Annotated in this window: 21 protein-coding genes and 1 pseudogene; 11 read left to right on the forward strand and 11 right to left on the reverse strand. The window is 63.4% G+C overall.

The window, feature by feature from the left end; translation table 11 throughout:
* Positions 1-2 precede the first annotated feature (2 nt).
* Positions 3-380: a BlaI/MecI/CopY family transcriptional regulator gene (locus ACQ4WY_RS18250; RefSeq protein WP_034758847.1), complete on the reverse strand. Its 378-nt coding sequence runs from the start codon at positions 378-380 to the stop codon at positions 3-5.
* 383 nt (positions 381-763) lie between these two features.
* Between ACQ4WY_RS18250 and ACQ4WY_RS18255 the strand changes: the two genes are divergently transcribed.
* The 6 genes from ACQ4WY_RS18255 to ACQ4WY_RS18280 all read left to right on the forward strand — a co-directional run bounded on the left by ACQ4WY_RS18255 (position 764) and on the right by ACQ4WY_RS18280 (position 5,423).
* A complete protein-coding gene (locus tag ACQ4WY_RS18255) occupies positions 764-2,134 on the forward strand; it encodes a DEAD/DEAH box helicase (protein WP_046682460.1) in 1,371 nt (456 codons plus the stop codon).
* A 132-nt stretch (positions 2,135-2,266) separates the two neighbouring features.
* Positions 2,267-3,076 (forward strand): 2-oxo-tetronate isomerase, encoded by an 810-nt coding sequence (gene otnI, locus ACQ4WY_RS18260; protein ID WP_436505214.1) that lies wholly within the window; start codon positions 2,267-2,269, stop codon positions 3,074-3,076.
* Positions 3,077-3,164: 88 nt separating this feature from the next.
* Positions 3,165-3,983: a hypothetical protein gene (locus tag ACQ4WY_RS18265; RefSeq protein WP_436505215.1), complete on the forward strand. Its 819-nt coding sequence runs from the start codon at positions 3,165-3,167 to the stop codon at positions 3,981-3,983.
* A complete protein-coding gene (locus ACQ4WY_RS18270; RefSeq protein ID WP_436505216.1) occupies positions 3,968-4,441 on the forward strand; it encodes a hypothetical protein in 474 nt (157 codons plus the stop codon). Before ACQ4WY_RS18265 ends, ACQ4WY_RS18270 begins: the two co-directional genes overlap by 16 nt.
* Positions 4,442-4,524: 83 nt before the next feature.
* Positions 4,525-4,941 carry a VOC family protein gene (locus tag ACQ4WY_RS18275; RefSeq protein ID WP_353658131.1) on the forward strand — a complete coding sequence of 139 codons (417 nt, stop codon included), beginning with the start codon at positions 4,525-4,527 and terminating at the stop codon, positions 4,939-4,941.
* Between the two features lie 110 nt (positions 4,942-5,051).
* A complete protein-coding gene (locus tag ACQ4WY_RS18280) occupies positions 5,052-5,423 on the forward strand; it encodes a TraR/DksA family transcriptional regulator (RefSeq protein WP_436505217.1) in 372 nt (123 codons plus the stop codon).
* 195 nt (positions 5,424-5,618) lie between these two features.
* Here ACQ4WY_RS18280 and phbB read toward each other — a convergent pair whose 3' ends face one another.
* A complete protein-coding gene (phbB, locus tag ACQ4WY_RS18285) occupies positions 5,619-6,365 on the reverse strand; it encodes an acetoacetyl-CoA reductase (protein ID WP_436505218.1) in 747 nt (248 codons plus the stop codon).
* Positions 6,366-6,533: 168 nt separating this feature from the next.
* Here phbB and ACQ4WY_RS18290 point away from each other — a divergent pair, with 168 nt between their 5' ends.
* Positions 6,534-7,400, forward strand: coding sequence for a universal stress protein (locus ACQ4WY_RS18290; protein ID WP_436505219.1), 867 nt, complete (start codon positions 6,534-6,536; stop codon positions 7,398-7,400).
* A gap of 20 nt (positions 7,401-7,420) precedes the next feature.
* On the opposite strand, the gene ACQ4WY_RS18295 is transcribed toward ACQ4WY_RS18290, so the two are convergent.
* The 7 genes and pseudogenes from ACQ4WY_RS18295 to ACQ4WY_RS18325 all read right to left on the reverse strand — a co-directional run bounded on the left by ACQ4WY_RS18295 (position 7,421) and on the right by ACQ4WY_RS18325 (position 13,843).
* Positions 7,421-7,777, reverse strand: a complete 357-nt coding sequence (locus tag ACQ4WY_RS18295) for a hypothetical protein (protein WP_436505220.1) — start codon at positions 7,775-7,777, stop codon at positions 7,421-7,423.
* 196 nt (positions 7,778-7,973) lie between these two features.
* Positions 7,974-8,540 (reverse strand): hypothetical protein, encoded by a 567-nt coding sequence (locus tag ACQ4WY_RS18300; protein WP_436505221.1) that lies wholly within the window; start codon positions 8,538-8,540, stop codon positions 7,974-7,976.
* A gap of 114 nt (positions 8,541-8,654) precedes the next feature.
* Positions 8,655-9,398: pseudogene (locus tag ACQ4WY_RS18305) on the reverse strand (amino acid ABC transporter ATP-binding protein).
* Positions 9,395-10,087, reverse strand: coding sequence for an amino acid ABC transporter permease (locus ACQ4WY_RS18310; protein ID WP_436505222.1), 693 nt, complete (start codon positions 10,085-10,087; stop codon positions 9,395-9,397). Before ACQ4WY_RS18310 ends, ACQ4WY_RS18305 begins: the two are co-directional and overlap by 4 nt.
* On the reverse strand, positions 10,087-10,764 hold the full coding sequence (locus ACQ4WY_RS18315; RefSeq protein ID WP_436505223.1) for an amino acid ABC transporter permease: 678 nt from the start codon (positions 10,762-10,764) through the stop codon (positions 10,087-10,089). Before ACQ4WY_RS18315 ends, ACQ4WY_RS18310 begins: the two co-directional genes overlap by 1 nt.
* A 20-nt stretch (positions 10,765-10,784) precedes the next feature.
* Entirely contained in the window at positions 10,785-11,615 is an 831-nt protein-coding gene (locus tag ACQ4WY_RS18320; protein ID WP_436505224.1) for a transporter substrate-binding domain-containing protein, read from the reverse strand.
* 107 nt (positions 11,616-11,722) lie between these two features.
* Positions 11,723-13,843 carry a serine hydrolase domain-containing protein gene (locus tag ACQ4WY_RS18325; protein ID WP_436505225.1) on the reverse strand — a complete coding sequence of 707 codons (2,121 nt, stop codon included), beginning with the start codon at positions 13,841-13,843 and terminating at the stop codon, positions 11,723-11,725.
* Between the two features lie 164 nt (positions 13,844-14,007).
* Here ACQ4WY_RS18325 and ACQ4WY_RS18330 point away from each other — a divergent pair, with 164 nt between their 5' ends.
* Entirely contained in the window at positions 14,008-15,681 is a 1,674-nt protein-coding gene (locus ACQ4WY_RS18330) for a histidine kinase (RefSeq protein ID WP_436505226.1), read from the forward strand.
* Positions 15,678-16,367: a LytR/AlgR family response regulator transcription factor gene (locus ACQ4WY_RS18335; protein WP_436505227.1), complete on the forward strand. Its 690-nt coding sequence runs from the start codon at positions 15,678-15,680 to the stop codon at positions 16,365-16,367. Before ACQ4WY_RS18330 ends, ACQ4WY_RS18335 begins: the two co-directional genes overlap by 4 nt.
* A gap of 9 nt (positions 16,368-16,376) precedes the next feature.
* Here ACQ4WY_RS18335 and ACQ4WY_RS18340 read toward each other — a convergent pair whose 3' ends face one another.
* A complete protein-coding gene (locus ACQ4WY_RS18340; protein WP_436505228.1) occupies positions 16,377-17,249 on the reverse strand; it encodes a M90 family metallopeptidase in 873 nt (290 codons plus the stop codon).
* Positions 17,250-17,521: 272 nt separating this feature from the next.
* Positions 17,522-18,022, reverse strand: a complete 501-nt coding sequence (locus tag ACQ4WY_RS18345; RefSeq protein WP_010396453.1) for a winged helix-turn-helix domain-containing protein — start codon at positions 18,020-18,022, stop codon at positions 17,522-17,524.
* 488 nt (positions 18,023-18,510) lie between these two features.
* Between ACQ4WY_RS18345 and ACQ4WY_RS18350 the strand changes: the two genes are divergently transcribed.
* Together ACQ4WY_RS18350 and ACQ4WY_RS18355 are read left to right on the forward strand one after the other, a co-directional pair.
* A complete protein-coding gene (locus ACQ4WY_RS18350) occupies positions 18,511-18,747 on the forward strand; it encodes a hypothetical protein (RefSeq protein ID WP_353658147.1) in 237 nt (78 codons plus the stop codon).
* Positions 18,748-19,155: 408 nt separating this feature from the next.
* The gene (locus ACQ4WY_RS18355) at positions 19,156-20,157 is read left to right on the forward strand and encodes an ABC transporter substrate-binding protein (protein ID WP_353658148.1); all 1,002 of its coding nucleotides are present in this window, start codon (positions 19,156-19,158) and stop codon (positions 20,155-20,157) included.
* The last annotated feature ends 10 nt before the right edge of the window (positions 20,158-20,167 follow it).

The following is a 20,167-nucleotide window of genomic DNA, read 5'->3' on the forward strand; positions in this document are numbered from 1 at the left end:
GCTTATTCCTTTCCCTCGAGCGGCCAGTCCTGCAGCAGTTGCTCCAGCGCCGCCAGTTCCTGCTGGTCCACCAGTTTGCTGCCCGTAAACATACTGACCGGCAAGGGACTGTCGATTTCCATCACGCGCCGGCCAAAATCGTGGGCAAACGCGGCCAGGGTGGCCACCTTGTCCACGTTCGCCTCATACACGAGCACGCCATGCACGCTGCGCTGCAACAGCATGCCCTTGTCCAGCATGCGCTCGAGCGTCTTGCGCGTGGACGAAAATGACCATCCCAGCTCGTCTTCCACCCTGGCATGCAATTCACGCGCGGACAGCGGGTGGTCTTTCCACAAGGCTTTCAATAACGACAGTTCGGTGACGGAGGGCGTGCTCATGGAAATTCCTTTTAGTGACTGTTGACACAATTATGCGACAACAGTCACACGCATGCAAGACAAATCTGCGACACCTGTCGCATTGGCGTTTCAGTACACTTGCCATTGCACCTTTGCAGCGGACGCGCTGGCGCCGACCATAGACGCCAGCAGCGCCGTTTCCGCCTCGAGCAAGGCCTCGGGCAGCGCGCCCTTGAATCACTTTTCTTTACTTGCGACATTGCAAACCTGAAACAAAACAGGCGCGTTTTTGCCAGGCTGTTATACTTCGCGTGTGCGGCACATATGACCAGTCCCCTTGCCGCTGTCTTTCGACCCCTAATCTGATTGCCTGCGACTGGCGCCCCACGATGGCGACAGGCCGATCTCACAATAAAGTTACCATGTCCTTTTCCTCCCTCGGATTGTCCGACGCTATCGTACGTGCCGTTACCGAACACGGCTACACCGTGCCGACCCCCATCCAGTCGCAGGCGATTCCCGCCGTGCTGGCTGGCGGCGACTTGCTGGCCGGTGCACAAACCGGTACCGGCAAGACGGCCGGCTTCACCCTGCCCGTGCTGCACCGCCTGTCGACGGACGCGAATGGCGCATCCATCACCAGCAACACCTCGACGCGCCCGATCCGCGCCCTGATCCTGGCACCGACGCGCGAACTCGCCGCGCAGGTCGAGGAAAGCGTGCGCGCCTACAGCAAGTACACCAAATTGAACTCGACCGTGATCTTCGGCGGCGTCGGCATCAACCCGCAAATCAAGCAGCTCAAGCATGGCGTCGACATCCTCGTCGCCACGCCGGGACGCTTGCTGGACCATATGGGCCAGGGCACGGTTGACCTGTCGAAAGTGGAAATCCTGATCCTCGACGAAGCCGACCGCATGCTCGACATGGGTTTCATCCGCGACATCAAGAAAGTGCTGGCCGTACTGCCGCCGAAACGCCAGAACCTGCTGTTCTCGGCCACGTTCTCGGAAGAGATCAAGGCCCTGGCCGACGGCTTGCTGAACAAGCCAGCCATGATCGAGGTGGCGCGCCGCAATTCGACCGTGGAAGTAATCAAGCAAAAGATCCATCCGGTCGACCGCGACAAGAAGCACCCGATGCTGTCCTACCTGATCAAGTCGAACAACTGGACGCAAGTGCTGGTATTTACGCGCACCAAGCATGGCGCCAACAAGCTGGTCGAGCAACTGGGTGCGGACGGCATCGGCGCCCTGGCCATCCACGGCAACAAGAGCCAGTCGGCGCGCACGCGCGCGCTGTCCGAGTTCAAGGATGGCACCTTGCAAGTGCTGGTCGCCACCGACATCGCCGCGCGCGGTATCGATATCGACCAGTTGCCGCACGTCGTCAACTACGACTTGCCGAACATTCCGGAAGACTATGTGCACCGTATCGGCCGCACGGGCCGTGCCGGCGCCAAGGGCGAAGCCGTGTCGCTGGTCTGCGTGGATGAGCACGAAATGTTGAAAGACATCGAAAAGCTGATCAAGCAAACCCTGCCGCGCGAAGTCATCGAAGGCTTCGAGCCAGACCTGAACGCCCGCGCCCAGCCTGTGCAATTGCGCAGCGGCACCGGCGGCCACCGCAACAACAGCCGCGCGCCAGCCGGCGCCGTGGTGCGCGTAAAAACCGGCGGCAGCGGCGCCAAGCCACGCAGCGCCGGCCCATCGGGCGGCGGTGGCGGCGGCAACCGCAGCGGCAATGCGCCGCGTTCGGCAGCAAACCACCGTTCCGGCGGCCGCGGCCGTTAATACACGCTGTTAAGCGCGTATCGCAGGAATAAAAACCGTTCCAGAATTTGCTTCTGGAACGGTTTTTTTATGCACGCCACCGATTGCCGATTTGGGCTAGGATAGTATCCATCGTCCTCACTGCGTACTGCCATGCCGAACTTCGCTGCCAACCTCAGCATGATGTTTACCGAACTGCCCTTCCTCGACCGCTTTGCCGCCGCCAGGGAAGCGGGCTTCGATGCCGTCGAATTTCTTTTCCCCTATGCCGTCGAGGCGCGCCAGATTGCCATGCGGCTGGAACGCCACCATCTGCAACTGGCCGTCTTCAACTTCCCGCCCGGCGACTGGGAACACGGCGAACGGGGCATCGCCTGCGATCCGCGCCGGGGCGAGGAATTTCGCAGCAACGTGCAACTGGCGCTCAATTACGCGCTGGCGCTCGGGGCGAAACAGCTGCACTGCATGTCCGGCATCGTGCCGCCCGGCATGAGCCTGGAGCGGGCGCGGCAAAGCCTGATCGGCAATCTGCAATATGCGGCCGACGCCTGCCGTCCGCATGGCATCAACGTGCTGATCGAACCGATCAACCGCTACGACATGCCCGGCTATTTTCTGCACCATAGCCAGCAGGCGGCCGACATCATCGCCGACTGCCAGCGCAGCAATATTTTCCTGCAGTACGACATTTATCACATGCAGCGCATGGAGGGCGAACTGAGCAACACCATCCGCGCCCTGCTGCCCCTGATCCGCCACATCCAGATCGCCGACACGCCGGGCCGCCACGAACCGGGCACGGGCGAGATCAATTACCGCCATGTGTTCAAGCTGCTCGACCAGATCGGCTACGCAGGCTGGGTCGGCTGTGAATACCGTCCCGCCAGCGACACCGTGGCCGGACTGGGCTGGCGCGAGCAATTGACCGCCGCAGCGGGCATAGCGGGCACAATCGGCGCCTGATCGCAGCGCGCTTGCGCCCGCACAAGGCGGGCAGCGCAGGCCGGCACGACAATACCTTTCCATACAGTATTTTCTGTCGAGAGGTGACGTGTCTGCCCTGCCCGCCCGCCATCGCCGCGCCCTTGGCCTGCACCTGTACCTGAGCCTCTTCCTGGCTGTCGTACTGTGCGGCTGCGCCACCGCGCGCCCCGAGCTGGCGCAAGTGCGCGCGCTGGCCGCCGGCACCGGTGCCGTGACCGCCTTCAGCGAGTTGTCGCAGCGCCACGTGGACAGCTACCGGCGCGCCCGCCCCTACCTGTCGCCCACCGAAGACGCGCGCGAACGCCTGCTCGATGCGCAACGCCGCGCCGCGCAGGCGGACGTCGCGCGCCTGGCGCAGGCCGTGCGCCTGTACCTGCAGGCGCTGGGCCGGCTGGCCGATGCCGATGCGTATGACGTGCAGCCCGAACTGGCCGGCGCCGGCGCCGCCATCCGCGCCTGGCCCGGCAGCGGCATCGACGACCGCCATGTCAGCGCCTACACCTTGTTGCTGCAGCAACTGTCGCGCCTGGGCGGCGCGGCCAGCCAGCAGGCGCACTTGGCGCAAGTGCTGCACGACGGCGACGCGCCGCTGCAAGTCCTGCTGGGCGCGCTCGACAGCTTGCTGGCGCTGTACGACAAAAGCGGCGATAACGAGCGCGACATGGTGCTCGGCTTGCTCGACGTGGAAATCGCGTATGCCGATGCACCGCAGCAACGCCTGCTGGCCGTGCTGGCGAAAAACATGCAGCAGAGCAAAACCGAGGAATATCGCCTGCTAGGCCTGCGCCATACCCTGGCGCGCCGACAACTGGCGGCACTGGGATGCGAACACGCGCAGCTCGCTGCCGCCCTCACCACCACGGAGGCAGGATGGACGGATCGGTAGACAGGAGCGGCAGCAGCGAACGCCGCGAGGCGGCTCTCAGCAGCGCCATGCGCGTCGAGCAACTGGCAGACAGTCTGTCGCAGGCGGCCGTCACCCTGCACGGCGCCGTCATGCGCGCCATCCGCAAGCGCGCCAGCCAGGGCGCCAACGGCATCAGCCACGGCCAGGCGCAAGCCGTCTTCGCCCTGGAAGTAGCCTTGCGCCAGCAAGCCAACCAGCTGTATGCCGATGCCGCCGGGCACACGGTGGCGGGCCTGGAAACGGCGCAGCGCCAGCTCAGCGGCCTGCTCGACACGGTGCGCCTGCGCATCGCCCGCAACGACGAGGTGCGGCACTGGATCAGCTTGGCGACGAGTTTGTTGCACCTGGGCAGCGCCGTCCTCGCCGGCAATCCCGAACGCATCCTCGACACCCTCGGTAAGGTGCGTGAGCGGCTGCAAGAGATGGCGCCAGACTGATTGAAATCGGCCGGCGAGCGCCTATACTGGGACGTCCCCGCCTGGCAATCGTGCCTGCGGGGCGATAAGCAGAGGAGACCAACATGCGTATCGAACCGTATTTGCAATTCGATGGAAACTGCGCGCAAGCGCTGGAATATTACCGCCAGCACCTGCATGGCACGGACCTGTGCCTGATGCCGTATCGCGGCACGCCAGCCCAGGAGCAAGTCAAGGAAGACTGGTATGACAAGATCATGCACGGCTCCGTGCAGCTGGGGCCCACCATGCTGATGGGCTCGGACGGCGGCTGCGACGAGGGCGCCAAGGGCATGAGCGGCAGCTCGATCTGCCTGACCGTCGATACGCCGGAGGAGGCGGAACGGGTCTTCGCGGCGCTGGCGCGTGACGGCAAGGTCCAGATGCCGCTGGAAGAAACGTTCTGGGCCAAGCGCTTCGGCATGCTGAAAGACCAGTTCGGCGTCGCCTGGATGGTCAACTGTCTGAAAGAACCAGCATAGAACGGCCCACGCCTGCCTGCGCCGCGTCAAACGCGGCGCGGGTAGTAGCGCAAGCAGAGTCGCCAATCTTGGACTACCATGATGGAAGTAAGCTCTACCGGGTGACAACCATGAATGGATTGCCGCAAGACCAGCTGCAGCGCCTGCAGGGCGTGCTGGAGCAACGCAAGCTGGCACTGCTGGAACAGATCGGGAACGAAGCGGCCGAAGCGGACGCGCGCGCCTCCTTGCTCAATGAAATCGAAGCCTCGCCGGCCGACAACGCCAGCGTGCGCACCTTGAACGCCCTCGTCAGCGAAGCGGCCGAGCACAATCTGGCGCAGCTGTCCATCATCAAGCATGCGCTGGCCAAGTTTGCCGATGGCAGTTACGGCCTGTGCGACAACTGCGGCGAAGCCATCGGCCTGTCGCGCCTGAACGCGCGTCCCGAAGCGCGCCTGTGCATCGATTGCCAGACGCGGCTGGAAAAAGTCCGGCGCTGAATACCATGACGGCTGCGCAACAACAAAGGGCAAGGCATTGCTGCCCTGCCCCCTGTTTTCCAGCGTGACTGCCATGTTGCCTGTCGTCCCTCGCCAACATCGTGCGTGCCGGCTGGGTGGACGGGTCTCCTCTACTGCCATTGCCCTGCTGCAAGCTGCACGCTTGCCTGACTCAGTTTGCTTGACTCAGTCTGCTTAACTCATGTGCTGGCCGCCATTGATGGCGATATTCGCGCCCGTGACGAACGCCGCCTCGTCGGACGCCAGGTAAGCGACCAGGGCCGCCACCTCGTCCGGCTCGCCCAGGCGGCCCAGGGGAATCTGCGGCAGGATCTTCGTTTCCAGGATATCGGCCGGCACGGCCGTCACCATCTGCGTGCGCAGGTAGCCTGGCGAAACCGTGTTGACGGTAATGCCGTGGCGCGCCACTTCCAGCGCCAGCGCCTTGCTGAAACCATGCACGCCCGCCTTGGCGGCCGCGTAGTTGCATTGGCCAAATGCGCCCTTCTGGCCATTCACGGAAGAAATGTTGATGATGCGGCCCCAGCGGTTAGCCAGCATGGGCTCAATCACCTGCTTGCTCATGTTGAACAGGCTGTCGAGATTGGTGCGCATGACCTCGGCCCAGTGCGGCAATTCCATCTTGCGCATGCTCTGGTCGCGTGTGATGCCAGCGTTGTTGACCAGCACGTCGATGCGGCCGAACTGCGCCAGCACGCTTGCCACGGCTACGCTGCAGGCATCGAAATCGCCCACGTCGAGGGCCAGCGGATGAAAATAATACTGCTGCGCCTGTTGCTCGTCGAGCCAGCCTTCCACGCGTGCATTGCCCGGCGTATGCGCCGCCACGACGGCAAAGCCAGCCGCATGCAGCCTGCGGCACAAGGCCGTGCCCAGGCCGCCCATGCCGCCCGTCACCAGCGCTACCTTTTGTTCTTTCATTGCTGTCTCTCCCCGCTTGTTATGGTTGTTCTGCGTAGGATCAAGTGTAGGAGCAGTTTTTATCGTCAGCTTTGCGCAAGATCAAGTGCTCAGCCTGATGCAGTCGTGCGCGGCCGGCACCCCGGTCTGTGCCAGAATAGTCACTACTGCACAGCGAGGGGACAGGCCATGACGTACAAGACCGTATTGCTCCACATCGACGACAGTGCCGGGCGCGCCGCCCGCATCGAAGCGGCGGCCAGCATCGCCCAGGCTTGCGGCGGCCACCTGACGGGCGTGGCCCTGACGGGCGTGTCGCGCCTGCTGTACCAGAACCAACCCGACCTCGATGCCGACCCAAACCTGAGCTTGCATCTGAACTTCCTGCGGGCACGGGCGACGCACGCTCTCGACGGTTTCGAACAGCAGGTGCGCGCGGCCGGCGTCGCCTCGTTCGAACAGCGCGTGCTCGACGACGAAGCGGCAGGCGGCATCAGCCTGCTGGCCCGCTATGCGGACCTGGTCGTCATCAGTCAATACAATGCCAAGGATAAATCGCCGTCCGTGATGCGCGACTTTCCCGCCTATGTGCTGCTGCATTCGGGCCGTCCCGTGCTGATCGTGCCGTATGCGCCGCCCCTGCCCCTGCTGGCGCCGCCGGCAGCCGCGCGCAATGTGCTCATTTCCTGGAACGCCAGCAAGGAAGCGAGCCGCGCCGTGAGCGCCGCCCTGCCCCTGCTGCAGCGCGCCGGACAAGTTCACGTGGCTATTTTCGACGCCCAGGTGCATGCCGCCGAGCACGGCGAACGGCCGGGCGCCGAGCTGACGCAATACCTGGCGCGCCACGGCGTGGAAGCGCGGCTGCATTTGCTCGATGGTGGTGGTGTGCGGCGCGGCGACATCGGCGAAGCGCTGCTGGCGCAGGCCGCCGACCTGTCGGCCGACTTGCTGGTGATGGGGGCGTATGGCCATTCGCGCCTGCGCGAAACCATCCTGGGCGGCGTCACGCGCACGATTCTGCAGAGCATGACGATCCCCGTGCTGATGGCGCACTAGAGCCCGTTGAAAGCGGCGGGCTAAGCGCCCTGCCAGGGCTGGCTGCGGATCTTCGCCACCTGGCGCTGCGCCAGCCATTGCCACAGCTGCAGGGCGTCGTCCTGCGGCAGGGCCGACATGTGGCGCGGCCTGGCCAGGGCGATTTCGCAATCGCGGTCCGACCATTCCTCGAAAGTGACTTCGCCTCCGCTAGCAACTTCGACCTGATACATCAAGCCATCGTCGTAGCCGAAGCGCAACACGACGGCGGCGTGGCCGCCGTCCGGCGTGACGCCACCACGGTAGACCTCGGCCAGCGCATCGGCCAGCTGTGCCGGCGAGGGCGCGCAGATGTCGCGCCCATCGGCCCGTGTCAGAATGAACCATGCCTGTGTCATGACGCGACCTCCTATTCATACTCGTTAGCATGCGAGGCAAGTACTACAGGCAGTCACCTGGGTCCAGTGTCACTTCGGGCGCGCGGAAACTATCCCTGTCGGCATTGTTTACCAATAATCACCAATACTGACAAGTATCATACCTAAATTTCATGCAGCGCGGCATTTATGCATATTGCGCCACAGAGGCGCTGATTCACGCCACCAGCACGGGAATACTGAGCGGGTCGAAATCATGCCAGTCGCCATTGGCGATCGTGCCTTCCGCTTCCTCGATATGCTCGGCGCCGAGCCGGTGCAGCGCTTCGAGCGCCCGTTCGCGCTCGTCGAGGCCGCCCAAGGCGACGGCGATCAGCATACCCGGATGCCGTGGCAGCCGGCGGTTTTCGCCGTTCCGCTCGCCATTTGCTTCAGGCTCGCCCGCGTCCTTCATTTTATTGAAACTGTAGAGCGAGCCTACGTGGGCGCCCACCAGCGCCCCCACCACCGGGCCCAGCGGTCCCGTCGCCAGGGTGGCGACCGCGCCGATGCCCGCACCCACGGCGGCCCCGACGGCCACGCCCTCCACCACGCCTTCCGGCGTCTCCTTCGCCCCCGGCGAGATAGCGCGGTCGCCGCCAAGCGCGTGCAAGTCGTGCTGGCCCGGCTGGTTGACAAAGAAGGCGCTGATGCGGCTATCGGGAAAGCCCGCCTGGTTCAGGACGGCGCGCGCGGTGTCTATCTGCTCCTGCAACTGAAAATGACCTGCGATGATGCGTGACATGATATGGCCCTCCTGGTCGGCTGCGGGCGCACCGTGCGCCACCAGGATAGCGTGCGCCGGACGGCGCCAAGATACCGTTCGCTTGCGCACACAGCCGCTCACTCATTTGCTCAATCATGCGGTCACGCCGAAAGGACTGCGGATATCGGACAGGAATTGCTGTGCGCGCGCATGTTGCGGCCGCGCGAAGAATTCCTCGGGCGTGGCCCGTTCCAGCACTTGCCCGTGGTCCATGAACCAGACGCGGTCCGCCACTTCGCGCGCAAAGCCCATCTCGTGCGTCACGCACACCATCGTCATGCCGCCCTGCGCCAGGTCGCGCATCACTTGCAACACCTCGCCCACCATTTCCGGGTCCAGGGCGCTGGTCGGCTCGTCAAACAGCATCAGCGGTGGTTGCATGGCCAGCGCGCGGGCGATGGCCACCCTCTGCTGCTGGCCGCCCGACAAGGCCGCCGGCATGGCGCGCGCCTTGTGCGCCAGCCCCACCCTTTCCAGCAGGGCCAGCGCCCGCTCTTCCGCCTAGCGCCGGGTGAGGCCGCGCAAGCGCTGCGGCGCCAACGCGCAATTGTCCAGCACCGATAAATGCGGAAACAGGTTGAATTGCTGGAACACAAAACCGATATGCGAGCGGAAGGCATTCACGTCCAGTCCCGGCGCATGGATATCCTGGCCCGCCACCGTGATGCGGCCCGAGGCGATAGGCTCCAGGCGGTTGATGGTACGGATCAGGGTCGACTTGCCGGAGCCGGACGGCCCGCACACGACCAGCACCTCGCCCTTGGCGACGTGCTCGTTGATACCGCTCAAGGCGTGATAATCGCCATAGTATTTGTTGACGTTGTCAAAGGTAATCATGCAGCCGCTTTCAAGAGACGCGCCTGGCGCCGCTCGAGCCAGAAGGCGGCGCGCGACAGGCTGAAACACAAGACAAAATACGTCATGCCCAGCAGGAAATACACTTGCACGGGTTTCGTCAGCACCAGGCCATTGACTTGCGAGGCGATGAACGACACTTCGGCCAGGCCGATGATGGTACCCAGCGAGGTTTCCTTGATGGTGGAAACAAACTGGTTCACCAGCGAGGGCAGCATGTGGCGCAGCGCCTGCGGCAGCACCACCGTGCGCATGCTGTCCGCATAGTTCAAGCCCAGCGAACGGGCTGCCTCCACCTGTCCGCGCGGCACGGCTTGCACACCGGCGCGCACGATCTCGGCCAGGTAAATGCCGTCGAAAATGACAAGGGCCGCCAGCATGGTGCCGAATTGCCCGCTTTCGTGACCCGTGATGCTGGGTAGGAAAAAATATGCCCAGAAGATCACCAGCAGCAAAGGGATGCCCCGCACCACGTGGATCAGCGCGGCGACGGGCCAGCGCAGCAGGCGCCAGGGACTGAGGCGCGCCAGCCCCAGCAGCAAGCCGAAGGGCAAGCTGAGCACCAGTGCCAGACTGGCCAGCAGCACCGTCAGCGCCAGGCCGCCCAACGGCCCCTCGGGATAGCGGCCGACGAGAAAATACAGCCAGTAATCGTGGATGAGTTCCAGCATCAGGACACCTTCCTTTGCAGCAAGGCCGCCAGGCCCGCGATCACCAGCGAAACGGCCAGGTAAGCCGCACTGGCGAAGACAAAAGCATCGACGCTGCGGAAGGAGGCCGCTTCCACGCGCTGCGTCTGGTACATCAGCTCGGCCACGCCGATGACGGTGGCGATGCTGGTGTTTTGCCACAGGTTCAGGGTTTGCGACAGCAGCGGCGGCGCGGCCAGCCGCAGCGCCTGCGGCACGATGCACAGGCGCATGGTGGCGAGAAAACTGAAACCCAGCGCACGGCCCGCCTCAAATTGCTGAGCAGGAATGGCGCGGATGCCGCTGCGGATGTCTTCCGCCATGTAGGCGGCCGTGTATAAAGTCAGGGCCGTGATGGCGCTGACGGCTTCGATATTGCCGGCATACAAGCGCTCCTTCCACGCGTCGGGCAATAATTCGGGTGCGCCGAAATACCAGAACAGGAAATGGGCCAGCAAGGGCACGTTGCGGATCAGCTCGACATACGCGGCGCCCAGCCCATTGAGCAGGCGTGACGGGGCGAGGCGCAGCATGGCCACGCCGCACGCCAGCGGCAGGGACAAGAGCAAGGTGATGCCCATCAGTTGCATGGACAACAGCAGGCCGGAGAGCAACCAGTCGCGGTAGTCGCCGGCCAGCAAAAAGTTCAGATCAAACATGCGGAAGAGTCAGGCGAGGTTCAGGCGTCGATCTTGTCCGATTCAATTTTAAATGTGCGTTTTTCAAATTTCACATTGCTCGTCGGGCCATACCATTTGAAGAACAGTTTTTCCGCCTCGCCCGATTTTTCCAGGCTCCGCAGCACCTTGTCGACGGCTGTTTTCACGCCCGTCTCACCCTTGCGGATGCCGAAGGCAAACACTTCCTGGCTGATGTTTTGCGGCAGCACAAGATAATCCTTTTGCGCGGCGCCCAGCTTGGCGTAGTTGTTCAGCAGCGAGACTTCATCGTCGACATAGCCAACGCCCTTGCCTTGCTGCAAGCCCAGGTAGGCCTGGCCCGCCGTCTCGAACGTCACCACATCCACGCCGGGCACGGCCTTGCGGATATTCGGTTCCTGCGTGCCGCCCTTGACGGTCAGCACTTTCTTGCCGGCCAGGCCAGCGACCGTCGTGATATTGCTGCTTTTTTTGACCAGCACGCGCTGGCCCGTGTAAAACGTCGACAGGGAAAAGTCGATCAGCGCTTCGCGTTCCTTGTTGTGCGTCAAGGACGCCGTCAGGATGTCGATGCGGCCCTGCTGCAATTCGGGAATGCGGGCAGCCACGGCCAGTTGTTTCACGACGGGTTTCACGCCCAGGCCTTGAGCGATGGCGCGGCACAGATCTACTTCATAGCCAACCAGCTGGCGCGACTTGGCGTCGATGAAACTGTTTGGCTCGTCCGTGCCCAGGGTGCCGCAGACCAGCTCGCCCTTCGCCTTGATGGCGGCCAGCTGGTCCGCTTGCGCCACCTGCGTGAAGGCGATGGAGGTGAAAAGAAGCGCGGCGAAATGAAGACGGGTCTGCATGGAATTCCTCTGGTGGATAATGAATGCCGCCATTAGACCGCAGCGCTCTTATTTCCAAAAAGGAATCTTTTCACCCTTGCATATGAAGAATTCATCTAAGGCCTCACCTAAGGCGCCAGCGCCTTCGTCTCGCCACCGAAGCGAATGATCGCCGCCCTGGCCCCCACGGCGCCCGGATAGCGGGGGTCGAGCTGCAGCGCCTGGCGGTAGGCTGCCACCGCTTGCGCGTGCAAACCTTGCTCCACATAAAACTCGGCAAGGCTGTCCTGCAAATTCGCGTCGCGCGAATGCAGGCTGGCGGCCGCCTGCAGCACGGCTATGCCTTGCGCGACGGCCCCGCTGCCTTTCAAACGGTAGGCTTCCAGGTTCAACGCCGTTGGACTGGCCGCACCCAGCGGATCGCGGGCCTGTGCCAGGCGCAAGGCGGCGAGAGCCGGTTCCCACTTGCCGGCACGCAGCAAGGTCAAGCCTTGCAGCGCATGTGCGCGGTCGCTGAGCGGATACAGTGCCACGGCCAGGCTGCTGGCCGCCAGCGCCGATTCCGCCTCGCCGCGCGCGGCCGAGGCTTGCGCCAGTTCCTGCAACTCGGGCACGAAATCGGGGTAGGCGCGCTGGCCGCGGAAGGCCGTGCGCAGCTGGCTATCGAGTGCAGGAATAGACGCGGACGCGGAGGCGGGTGCAGGTGCGGCCGGCCAGGCGATGGTGGCCGTGCGGTCCCAGCTGGCGGCCAGGGTCACGACGGCTTGCTCGAAGGCAGGATCGAAGCGGGGCAAGGTGCCGGCCGCCGCGCCTTGCGACAATAAAACATAGTCGCGTGCAAACGCCAGCGCGCCGCCACGCGAGTATGTGTCCAGGTCGATGCCCGACTGGCGCAACGCTGCGGCCATGCTGGCGCCGGCCGCCAGGAAGACGCGTCCGCTTGCAGGATGGCGGGCCGCTTCGATATAGGCGCGCGCCGCCTTGGCGTCGGGCGCCAGCGCTTGCCGGTTGATTTGCAGGAATGCCTCGCGCGTGGCGGCCGCATCGGCATAGGGTTCATTCGTGCGCTCGGCGTGCGCCCTGCCCTCCTCGAACAGCCCTTGCGCCACCTGGTAAGCGCGCTGCTCACCCGCATCGGCGATATACGTGTTCAGCTGCCATGGTTCGCCCGTGACCACCTCGAACAGACGCTGCACGAAAGCCTCGGGATTGACGCGCTCCAGATTGGCGGCGACGGCAATGGTGAGCTTGCGCGAAGGGAAACTGTACAGATAAGTGACGGTTTCCGGCTGCTGGCCGCTGTGGGCAATGGCGTAGCGCCCGCTCGTGGGGAAGATTTCCCAGCCCATGCCATAGTTCGTCAAGCGGCCCGCGCGCGTGGCCATCGGCTGCACCATGGCGGCCACGCTGGCCGCCGACAATATCTTGCCTGCATGGACACCCCTGCCGAACGCCAGCATGTCGGGCACGCTGGCGCGCGTGCCGCCGGCCGAAAAGCGGCTGCTGATGTCGACGAATTCCGAATTCTTCCATTCCTTGCCGGCCAGCCGGTAGCCGCGCACGCGATGGGCGATCACGGCGTCCGGGTCATCCATGACGGTGGCGTCCATGCCCAGCGGCCCCCATACGTGGCGCCGCATGTAGCCGCCATAGCTTTCGCCCGAGGCGCCCTCGATGACGGCGCCCAGCAAGTTGTAGCCATAGCTGGTGTAGCGGAAGCGCGTGCCCGGTTCGGCGATCAGGTCGAACCGTTCGAATACGGCGATGGAATGGCGCGTATCCTTGTGTTCCTTGAAATGCTGCTCCGCCTTGCTGTCGCGGTAGGCATCGATGCCGCCCAGATGGCCCAGCAACTGGCGCACCGTCACGGGAAACGCTTTGACGGGGAAGTACGGTACATAGGTTTGCACGGGCGCATCCAGGTCGACCTTACCCTGTTCGACCAGTTGCAGAATGGCCACCGCCGTCATGGGCTTGGTGACGGACGCCAGCCGGTAGCTGGACCGGGCCGTGGCCGGCACGCGGTTTTCCAGGTCGGCATAGCCATAGCCTTTTACCCATTCCACGTCGCCCTGGCTGAAACCGACGGTCACGCCCGGGATGCGCTCCGCACCCATGCGCTGGGCCGCCCAGCCGTCGAAGTCGGCCAGGCGCGCGGCCAGCACAGCGGAGGGAGCGGAACCGGCTTGCGCCACACCGCAGGGCAGCGCCAGCGCGCCGGCGACACCGTAATATTTGCTGCTTTGCATAATCAGTCATTCCCTGGTGAGGCCGCGTCCACCACGCGGCGCTGATGCATGATAAGCATGATGACGGCTCCACAGGCGGGCGGTGCACGAAATGCACTTGCCCCGCATGAACGGCACCAAAGAGGATGAAAATGTTGCAAAAGGGTAGCAAATGAACAGCTACAATGCCCGCCATGCCCTCCTTCTTCCACTACCTGCTGCGGTACTGCCTCGCTTGCTGCCTGGTCTTGCCCGGTTTCGCCGGCGCCATGGATCGCCTGCCGCTGGACGCGGGCTGGCGCGCCTGCGGCACAACAAGCGCCGCACCCGCCGCCACGCTGCACCAGTTGCTCCGGCCGGGCCAGCTGCTGTGCGTCGAGCGCGAGGTCACCTTGGCCGCCACGCCGTCGTCGACGCAGCTGCTGGTGCTGTCGGCGCTGGCCGCCAGCGAGCTGTGGCTCGATGGTGTCTTGGTCGGCAGCAATGGCCAACCGGCCGGGCAAGCCAACGGGGAACGCGCGGGCGACATCGATTTCGCCATTCACCTGAGGCCGCAGCAGTTGGCCAAGGGCAAGCACCACCTGCGCCTGCTGCTGTCGACGCAGCAGGCGCCGGCGCACCTGGCGTCGCCATTTTATGCGCTGTACCTGGTCGACCGGCAAGACTACCGCGCGGCGCTGGCCTGGTACAGGCTGCCGCCGCTGCTGCTGGCCGGGGCGCTGGGCGCCGTCGCCCTGCTCTTCCTCGCCTTGACGGTGCTGTACCAGCGGCAGCGGCACTGGGCCATGTTTGCCGCGCTGTGCCTGGTAGCGGCGCTGCTGCTGGTGGTGGAACTCTGGCGCAGCGTTACCGGCTATGCCTACCCCTTGCATTTGCCGCGCCTGTACGCCGTCAGCGTCCTGACCTGGCTGTTTTCCGCCTTGCTGCCCCTGTATTTTTATACGGCATACCGGCTACCGCGCTGGCCGCTGGCGGCGGCAGTGCTGCTGGCGTGCATCGCGCTGGCCGGCGCGCTGCCCACGCATTTCGACGCGCGCTGCTGGCTGATGTTTCTGACGGGCCTGGCAGCGAGCCTGGCGCTCAACCTGGTCGCCCAGTGGCGCCGCCTGCCGGGCAGCCGCAGCGGCACGATGATCGCGCTGGCCTCGTGCGCCCTGTTCCTGCTGACGGGCAGCCAGTTTGCCGAAGGCGGTTTCGCCCTCGTCGTGTGCTTTTTGCTGCTGCCCCTGTGCGCGCAACTGCTGGCCCAACTATTGCACGAACGCAGCAAGGCGGCGCGTGCCCAGCAGCTGGAAAACCAGCTCTTGCGCAAAAGCATGCAACCGCATTTCCTGATGAATTCATTGAGCCTGATCAGCGAACTCAACGCGCAATCGCCGCAGGCGGCCGAAACCTTCATCGAGGCGCTGGGCGCCGAGTTGCGCATGCTCAACGAGTTTGCCCAGCAACCCAGTATTGCCCTGACGCAGGAACTGGCCCTGTGCGAAAATTACCTGAGCATCATGGGCACCCGGCTGCAGCAACCGTGCCGCCTGCAGCTCGATGGCGAAGCGGCGGGCATCACCGTGCCGCCCGCCCTGTTGCTAACGGCGCTGGAAAACGCATTCAGCCACAACCGCTACCGCCACGGCGCGGCCTTTATCCTGCGCATCGTAAAACATGCGCAAACGCAGGTGCTCACCCTGATCGTGCCGGAAGGCGAGACACGCCCGCACGCGGGCAGTGGCGTGGGCGAACAGTACATCCGCGCCAGCCTGCAGGCCGTGTTTGGCGATCATGCCCGCTATGTCAGCGACTATGCCAGCGAACAACTGCCAGCGGGCTGGCGCCTCACCTTTACCATGCCGGCGGCGCCATGAACGTGTTGATACTGGAAGATGAACCGCTGATCGCGCAAGGCCTCGAACGCGAGGTGCGCGCGCATTTCGGCGAGCGCCTGACAGCGCTGGCGCTGCATGACAACGTGCCGCAAGCCCTGGCCGCCCTGGCCCAGGACAAGGTCGACTTGCTGCTGCTGGACTTGCACCTGCACGGCGCCGACGGCTATGACTTGCTGCGCCTGGCCCAAAAAGCCCCGTTCCAGACCATCATCGTCTCGGCCCACGCGGAACGCTCGATCACCGCCTTCGAGTTTGGCGTGCTCGACTTCGTTGCCAAGCCCTTCAGCCGCGAGCGCCTGCACAAGGCGCTGCAACGCTATACGGGACGGCACACGGAAGCGGCCTCGCTGGCCGTCAAGAAACGGGGAGCGCTGGAATGGATCGCCATGGCCGAGATCGACCACGTGCAAGCCGATGGCCACTACAGCAATATCGTGCTGCGCAGCGGTGAACAGTGCTTTCACGACCTGGCTATCGATAAGCTCATGGCCCTGCTGCCGCCCCACTTCCTGCGCGTGCACCGCTCCTACATCGTCAACAGCCTGGGCTTCAAGCGGCTGCAGATCGCGGCGGGCGGCAAATACGCGCTCGACACGCAGACCAGCACGGGCATACCCGTCTCGCGCAGCAGCTATCCCGCGCTGAAACAGCGGCTGCTAGGTTAAAGTCCCCGCTTACCAGTGCTGGGCAAAGTTGGGGAATGGCGAGGCCATGTGTTCGGGCTCCACGGGCGGCGCCATCCAGTCGCGCGGGTCGACCTTGTAGTACTGCAAGAATTGCGCATACAGCTCTTCGTGGTGCTCGGCCATCTGATACGGCTTTTCAAAGAAGGTTTCCGTGGCCACGGCGAAGAATTCGGCGGGATTCGTGGCGCCGTAATGGTCCATCACGCTTTGCTGCTGGTAGATGGCGTCGCGGCGCAGGTTGTCAAAGTCGCGCGACAGCACGGTGGCCCAGCTGCGGTAGCTCGACACGCTGGGCAGGTAGGGGGCGCCATTCGCGGCGCCCGATTCGCTGTCGAGCTGGTGGGCAAATTCATGCAGCACGACATTGTGACCATCGGTCCAGTCGGCCGCCCCGCGCTGCACGTGGTCCCAGGCCAGCACCACGCGGCCATCGCCCCAGGATTCACCCAGCAGGCCGTTGGCCGATGGCGTCACCACGCCGCCCGGCCCCACTTCATCGCGCGTGACGATGAATTCGTTGGGATACACGAGGATGGTGTCGAGCTCCGGATACACCTGCGTCTGGCGATTGAGCAGCAGCAAGCAAGCCTGGCCAGCAATCGTGTAGCGCATCTCGTCCGTGATCTCCAGTCCGCCGCAGCCGACAAATTTCTTTTGATACAGAAATTGCACGACGAGACGGCGCAATTGTTCCTGCAGCGGCGCCGGCATATGCCGGTAGACGGGAATATTTTTTTCCAGCACGGCCAAGCCTTCGGCCGGCAAGGGTTTGGCCAGGGCCCGCTTCAAGCGCCAGCGGGGAAACCACAGCGACAACACGATGGCGGCCGTGACGAGTGCGATCCACAGCAGCGGGTTCATGCGGCGACCCGCTTCTGGACAAGGAGGGCAATGGGGCAAAGGGAGATGGCGTAGGCAGACAAGGACAAGCTCCTTCAAGTGAACCCGCGCGTTGCGGGCAGCAGTCCAGCCCACATGGGGATGCTTGCAGTCTTTTCAATCCGACTACGTGAAACGGCCTGCCTGAACGCCAAAAGCCGGGGAATCACCCGGCTTTCAACATGCATCTGAGAATCAAAACCACAAGCATTACGCCTGCCAGCCGCCACGCGGCCGCTCAGGCGCAATATTGTTTACTCTGCAGCCTTTTGCTGCGGCGCGCCAAACAGGGCCGCCACCAGCGGATCGCGCGTTACGGGACCGCGGTTGACGCGGATGGCGTAATGCGTGTCATCGGCCAGGATGTGGAAGTGGCGGCCGCTGCCTGCCATGCTTTGCTCGCGCAGGCCGGGACGGTCCTTGCGCGGTGGCGCGCCTTCGCGTTTCGGCTGGACGATGGCGGCCAGGAAGGCGCGCACGCGCTCAGGGTCTGGCGTCAGCTGGTACACTGCCTTGCCCAGGTAGGTGGCGGTGCCTTCGATGTAGCGTGCCAGTTCGATCACGCCCGCTTCGCGCAGGTCGCGGATGTATTTGCGGGCGCCCGATGGCGAAAACTTGAGGAACCAGGCGATTTCGTCGGCCAGCATCTCATGCAGCGACAATTCGCCGATCAGCTTTTGCATGTTTTCAATGCGGCGCAGGGTGGCCGACGTCGAACGCACGCGCTCGATCGGTGCCATGGAAATGGGATTCATGCGTTCCGGGGGGATGGGTGCTGCGCGTTCTACCATTTGCGAGCCTTTTTCGGGGCTACGAAGTTCCTGGTGCGCTGCCTTTAATTCGCTCTTCACGTGAGACTGAGTCATTGCATGCATTTGAATACTCCTTTTAACGATTGCCGGTAGCCCGGATTGTTAAGTTCTTGGCAATTTTTATACCAGAACACCACGAATCCTGAGCGTCTGGGCACAGAATGCCATCCTGCTCCTCACTGGTCTGTGCGTTAACGAACATTAGAAGCAAGAAAGTGAAAAATATTGCCCTACTGAATTCTTTCTCTCATGGCATCTAAAAATAGCATCTGAATTGGCATCAGAAAAACGCTGCGCCCCACTCTGCCCCCATTCATGGCGCAAAGTGAAATAGCGAACAGAAGCGGAAGCGCCATTGCAATAAATTCAAGCTTCGCACGCGGCGTCCGCCGCCCGCATCGCGATACTTCGACTCTTGCAAAGGAAATATCATGAAAATGCCTGCCCTGTTGGCCGCCGCCTTGCTCGTCACCCTGTCCGCCTGTAAGAAACCGGCCGAGGCGCCCCTGCCCGAAACGGCACCCAACCCCACGTCCGCCCCACAAGTGATGCCGCCCCCCGTCGCGCCAGCCACGCCGGAAACGGGGCCTGGCAGCACGACGCCGCCTGCGCCGCTGACCGATCCCGCCACCGCACCCGCCCTGCCGCCCGCCACGGCGCCGAAGTAAAGCCTACAGTCGAGGCCGCCGGACGGTGATCAATCAGGCGCCCGCGCGGCGCCATCCCTACTCCACGGGGGAGTTACGCGTTGCCAGCCTGTTTGCAACGCGTTTTTTTACGATTGGAGTCGGCCACGCCATTTAGGTTCACCTTCAGTGAACCTGCAAGCCGACATCGAACCCGCCCGCCAAAAATGCGGCAATCCGCACATGCTTTCCCCTCGCCGTGCGGAAAGGCGGAATATGGCCATTTACCATTTTCAATACATTCAAATTAAACCTTTATAAACAATCACTTGCAATAAAGGTCAAAATGCGCTCCACTGGCACGGAAGATGCTTTTATATTTTCATAACCGCCATCAGAGCGGCAGCCTGACCCACTATATAAAACCATCTACCTTTTGGAGACAACAGCATGGCAAGCACCTTCCGCATCTCGTCCTTCCTGAACACCAAGGCACTGACCGTGGCCGTCGCACTGGCCGCGCAATTCCCGCTGGCCGTCCATGCAGCCGATACCGTACGCCTGGGCAACCTGAAATTCGCCCATTACGGCGCCGTCGCCTACATGAAGGAAATCGCGCCCAAATATGACTTGAAAATTGAAGAACGCATCTTCGCCAAAGGCCTCGACATCGTGCCAGCCATGATCGCCGGCGAAATCGACGTGTCCGCCAGTGCGCTGGAAGCGGCCATCACGGGCCGCGCCACGGGCTTGCCCGTGTACCTGGTGGGCGGCTTCGCCAAGGGCGGCGTGCAGATCGTCGGGCGTCCCGACCTGAACATCAAGGGTATTGCCGACCTGAAAGGCAAGAAAGTCGGCGTCACGCGCGGCGGCCCGCAGGAAATCCTGCTGTTTGCCGAGCTGACCAAGGCCAAGCTGACCTGGTCCGACAAGCCGGGCAAGGACGTGCAAATCCTGTACATGGGCTACCCGGACTTGAACCAGGCGCTGCTGACCAAGGATATCGACGTCATGAGCCAGTCCGAGCCGTACTCCACGCAAGCCATCCACAAGAAATACGGCGCGGCCATCATCAAGCCCTATGACACGCCGCTGGGCGAGCCCGTGCGCGCGCTCGTGATGACGGAAAAGATGTACAAGGAAAAGCCGGCCGTGGCCCAGCGCTTCATGGATTGCTTCGTCGCCGCCACCCGGGCGTTTTTGGCCGACCCGAAACTGGCGGAAAAGTACGTGCGCGAATCGATGTTCAAGAACCAGATCACGACCGAGGATTACCGCGATGCCATCGACAACGCCATCTTCACGGAAGACATCACGCAAAGCCACGTGCAGCTGACCACCGACTATATGGTGAAATTCGGCGTGGGCCGCATGGCCAAACCGCCTGCCGCACAGGATTGGGTCAAGCTGGATCTGCTGGAAAAAGCCAAGAAGTCGTATGCACCACGCTAACCAAGACCAC

The organism is Janthinobacterium salmonicoloratum (assembly GCF_051380845.1).
GTDB classification, from domain to species: domain Bacteria; phylum Pseudomonadota; class Gammaproteobacteria; order Burkholderiales; family Burkholderiaceae_D; genus Janthinobacterium; species Janthinobacterium lividum_F.

What these genes read in the sequence shown, in the direction of transcription:
- ACQ4WY_RS18340 (WP_436505228.1), bottom strand. Translation starts at nt 17,249, where the DNA reads ATGAACCCGCTGCTGTGGATCGCACTCGTCACGGCCGCCATCGTGTTG.
- ACQ4WY_RS18325 (WP_436505225.1), bottom strand. Translation starts at nt 13,843, where the DNA reads ATGCAAAGCAGCAAATATTACGGTGTCGCCGGCGCGCTGGCGCTGCCC.
- otnI (WP_436505214.1), top strand. Translation starts at nt 2,267, where the DNA reads ATGCCGAACTTCGCTGCCAACCTCAGCATGATGTTTACCGAACTGCCC.
- ACQ4WY_RS18330 (WP_436505226.1), top strand. Translation starts at nt 14,008, where the DNA reads ATGCCCGCCATGCCCTCCTTCTTCCACTACCTGCTGCGGTACTGCCTC.
- ACQ4WY_RS18300 (WP_436505221.1), bottom strand. Translation starts at nt 8,540, where the DNA reads ATGTCACGCATCATCGCAGGTCATTTTCAGTTGCAGGAGCAGATAGAC.
- ACQ4WY_RS18255 (WP_046682460.1), top strand. Translation starts at nt 764, where the DNA reads ATGTCCTTTTCCTCCCTCGGATTGTCCGACGCTATCGTACGTGCCGTT.
- ACQ4WY_RS18270 (WP_436505216.1), top strand. Translation starts at nt 3,968, where the DNA reads ATGGACGGATCGGTAGACAGGAGCGGCAGCAGCGAACGCCGCGAGGCG.
- ACQ4WY_RS18350 (WP_353658147.1), top strand. Translation starts at nt 18,511, where the DNA reads ATGAAAATGCCTGCCCTGTTGGCCGCCGCCTTGCTCGTCACCCTGTCC.
- ACQ4WY_RS18345 (WP_010396453.1), bottom strand. Translation starts at nt 18,022, where the DNA reads ATGAATCCCATTTCCATGGCACCGATCGAGCGCGTGCGTTCGACGTCG.
- ACQ4WY_RS18250 (WP_034758847.1), bottom strand. Translation starts at nt 380, where the DNA reads ATGAGCACGCCCTCCGTCACCGAACTGTCGTTATTGAAAGCCTTGTGG.
- ACQ4WY_RS18295 (WP_436505220.1), bottom strand. Translation starts at nt 7,777, where the DNA reads ATGACACAGGCATGGTTCATTCTGACACGGGCCGATGGGCGCGACATC.
- ACQ4WY_RS18355 (WP_353658148.1), top strand. Translation starts at nt 19,156, where the DNA reads ATGGCAAGCACCTTCCGCATCTCGTCCTTCCTGAACACCAAGGCACTG.
- ACQ4WY_RS18280 (WP_436505217.1), top strand. Translation starts at nt 5,052, where the DNA reads ATGAATGGATTGCCGCAAGACCAGCTGCAGCGCCTGCAGGGCGTGCTG.
- ACQ4WY_RS18275 (WP_353658131.1), top strand. Translation starts at nt 4,525, where the DNA reads ATGCGTATCGAACCGTATTTGCAATTCGATGGAAACTGCGCGCAAGCG.
- ACQ4WY_RS18290 (WP_436505219.1), top strand. Translation starts at nt 6,534, where the DNA reads ATGACGTACAAGACCGTATTGCTCCACATCGACGACAGTGCCGGGCGC.
- phbB (WP_436505218.1), bottom strand. Translation starts at nt 6,365, where the DNA reads ATGAAAGAACAAAAGGTAGCGCTGGTGACGGGCGGCATGGGCGGCCTG.
- ACQ4WY_RS18335 (WP_436505227.1), top strand. Translation starts at nt 15,678, where the DNA reads ATGAACGTGTTGATACTGGAAGATGAACCGCTGATCGCGCAAGGCCTC.
- ACQ4WY_RS18315 (WP_436505223.1), bottom strand. Translation starts at nt 10,764, where the DNA reads ATGTTTGATCTGAACTTTTTGCTGGCCGGCGACTACCGCGACTGGTTG.
- ACQ4WY_RS18320 (WP_436505224.1), bottom strand. Translation starts at nt 11,615, where the DNA reads ATGCAGACCCGTCTTCATTTCGCCGCGCTTCTTTTCACCTCCATCGCC.
- ACQ4WY_RS18310 (WP_436505222.1), bottom strand. Translation starts at nt 10,087, where the DNA reads ATGCTGGAACTCATCCACGATTACTGGCTGTATTTTCTCGTCGGCCGC.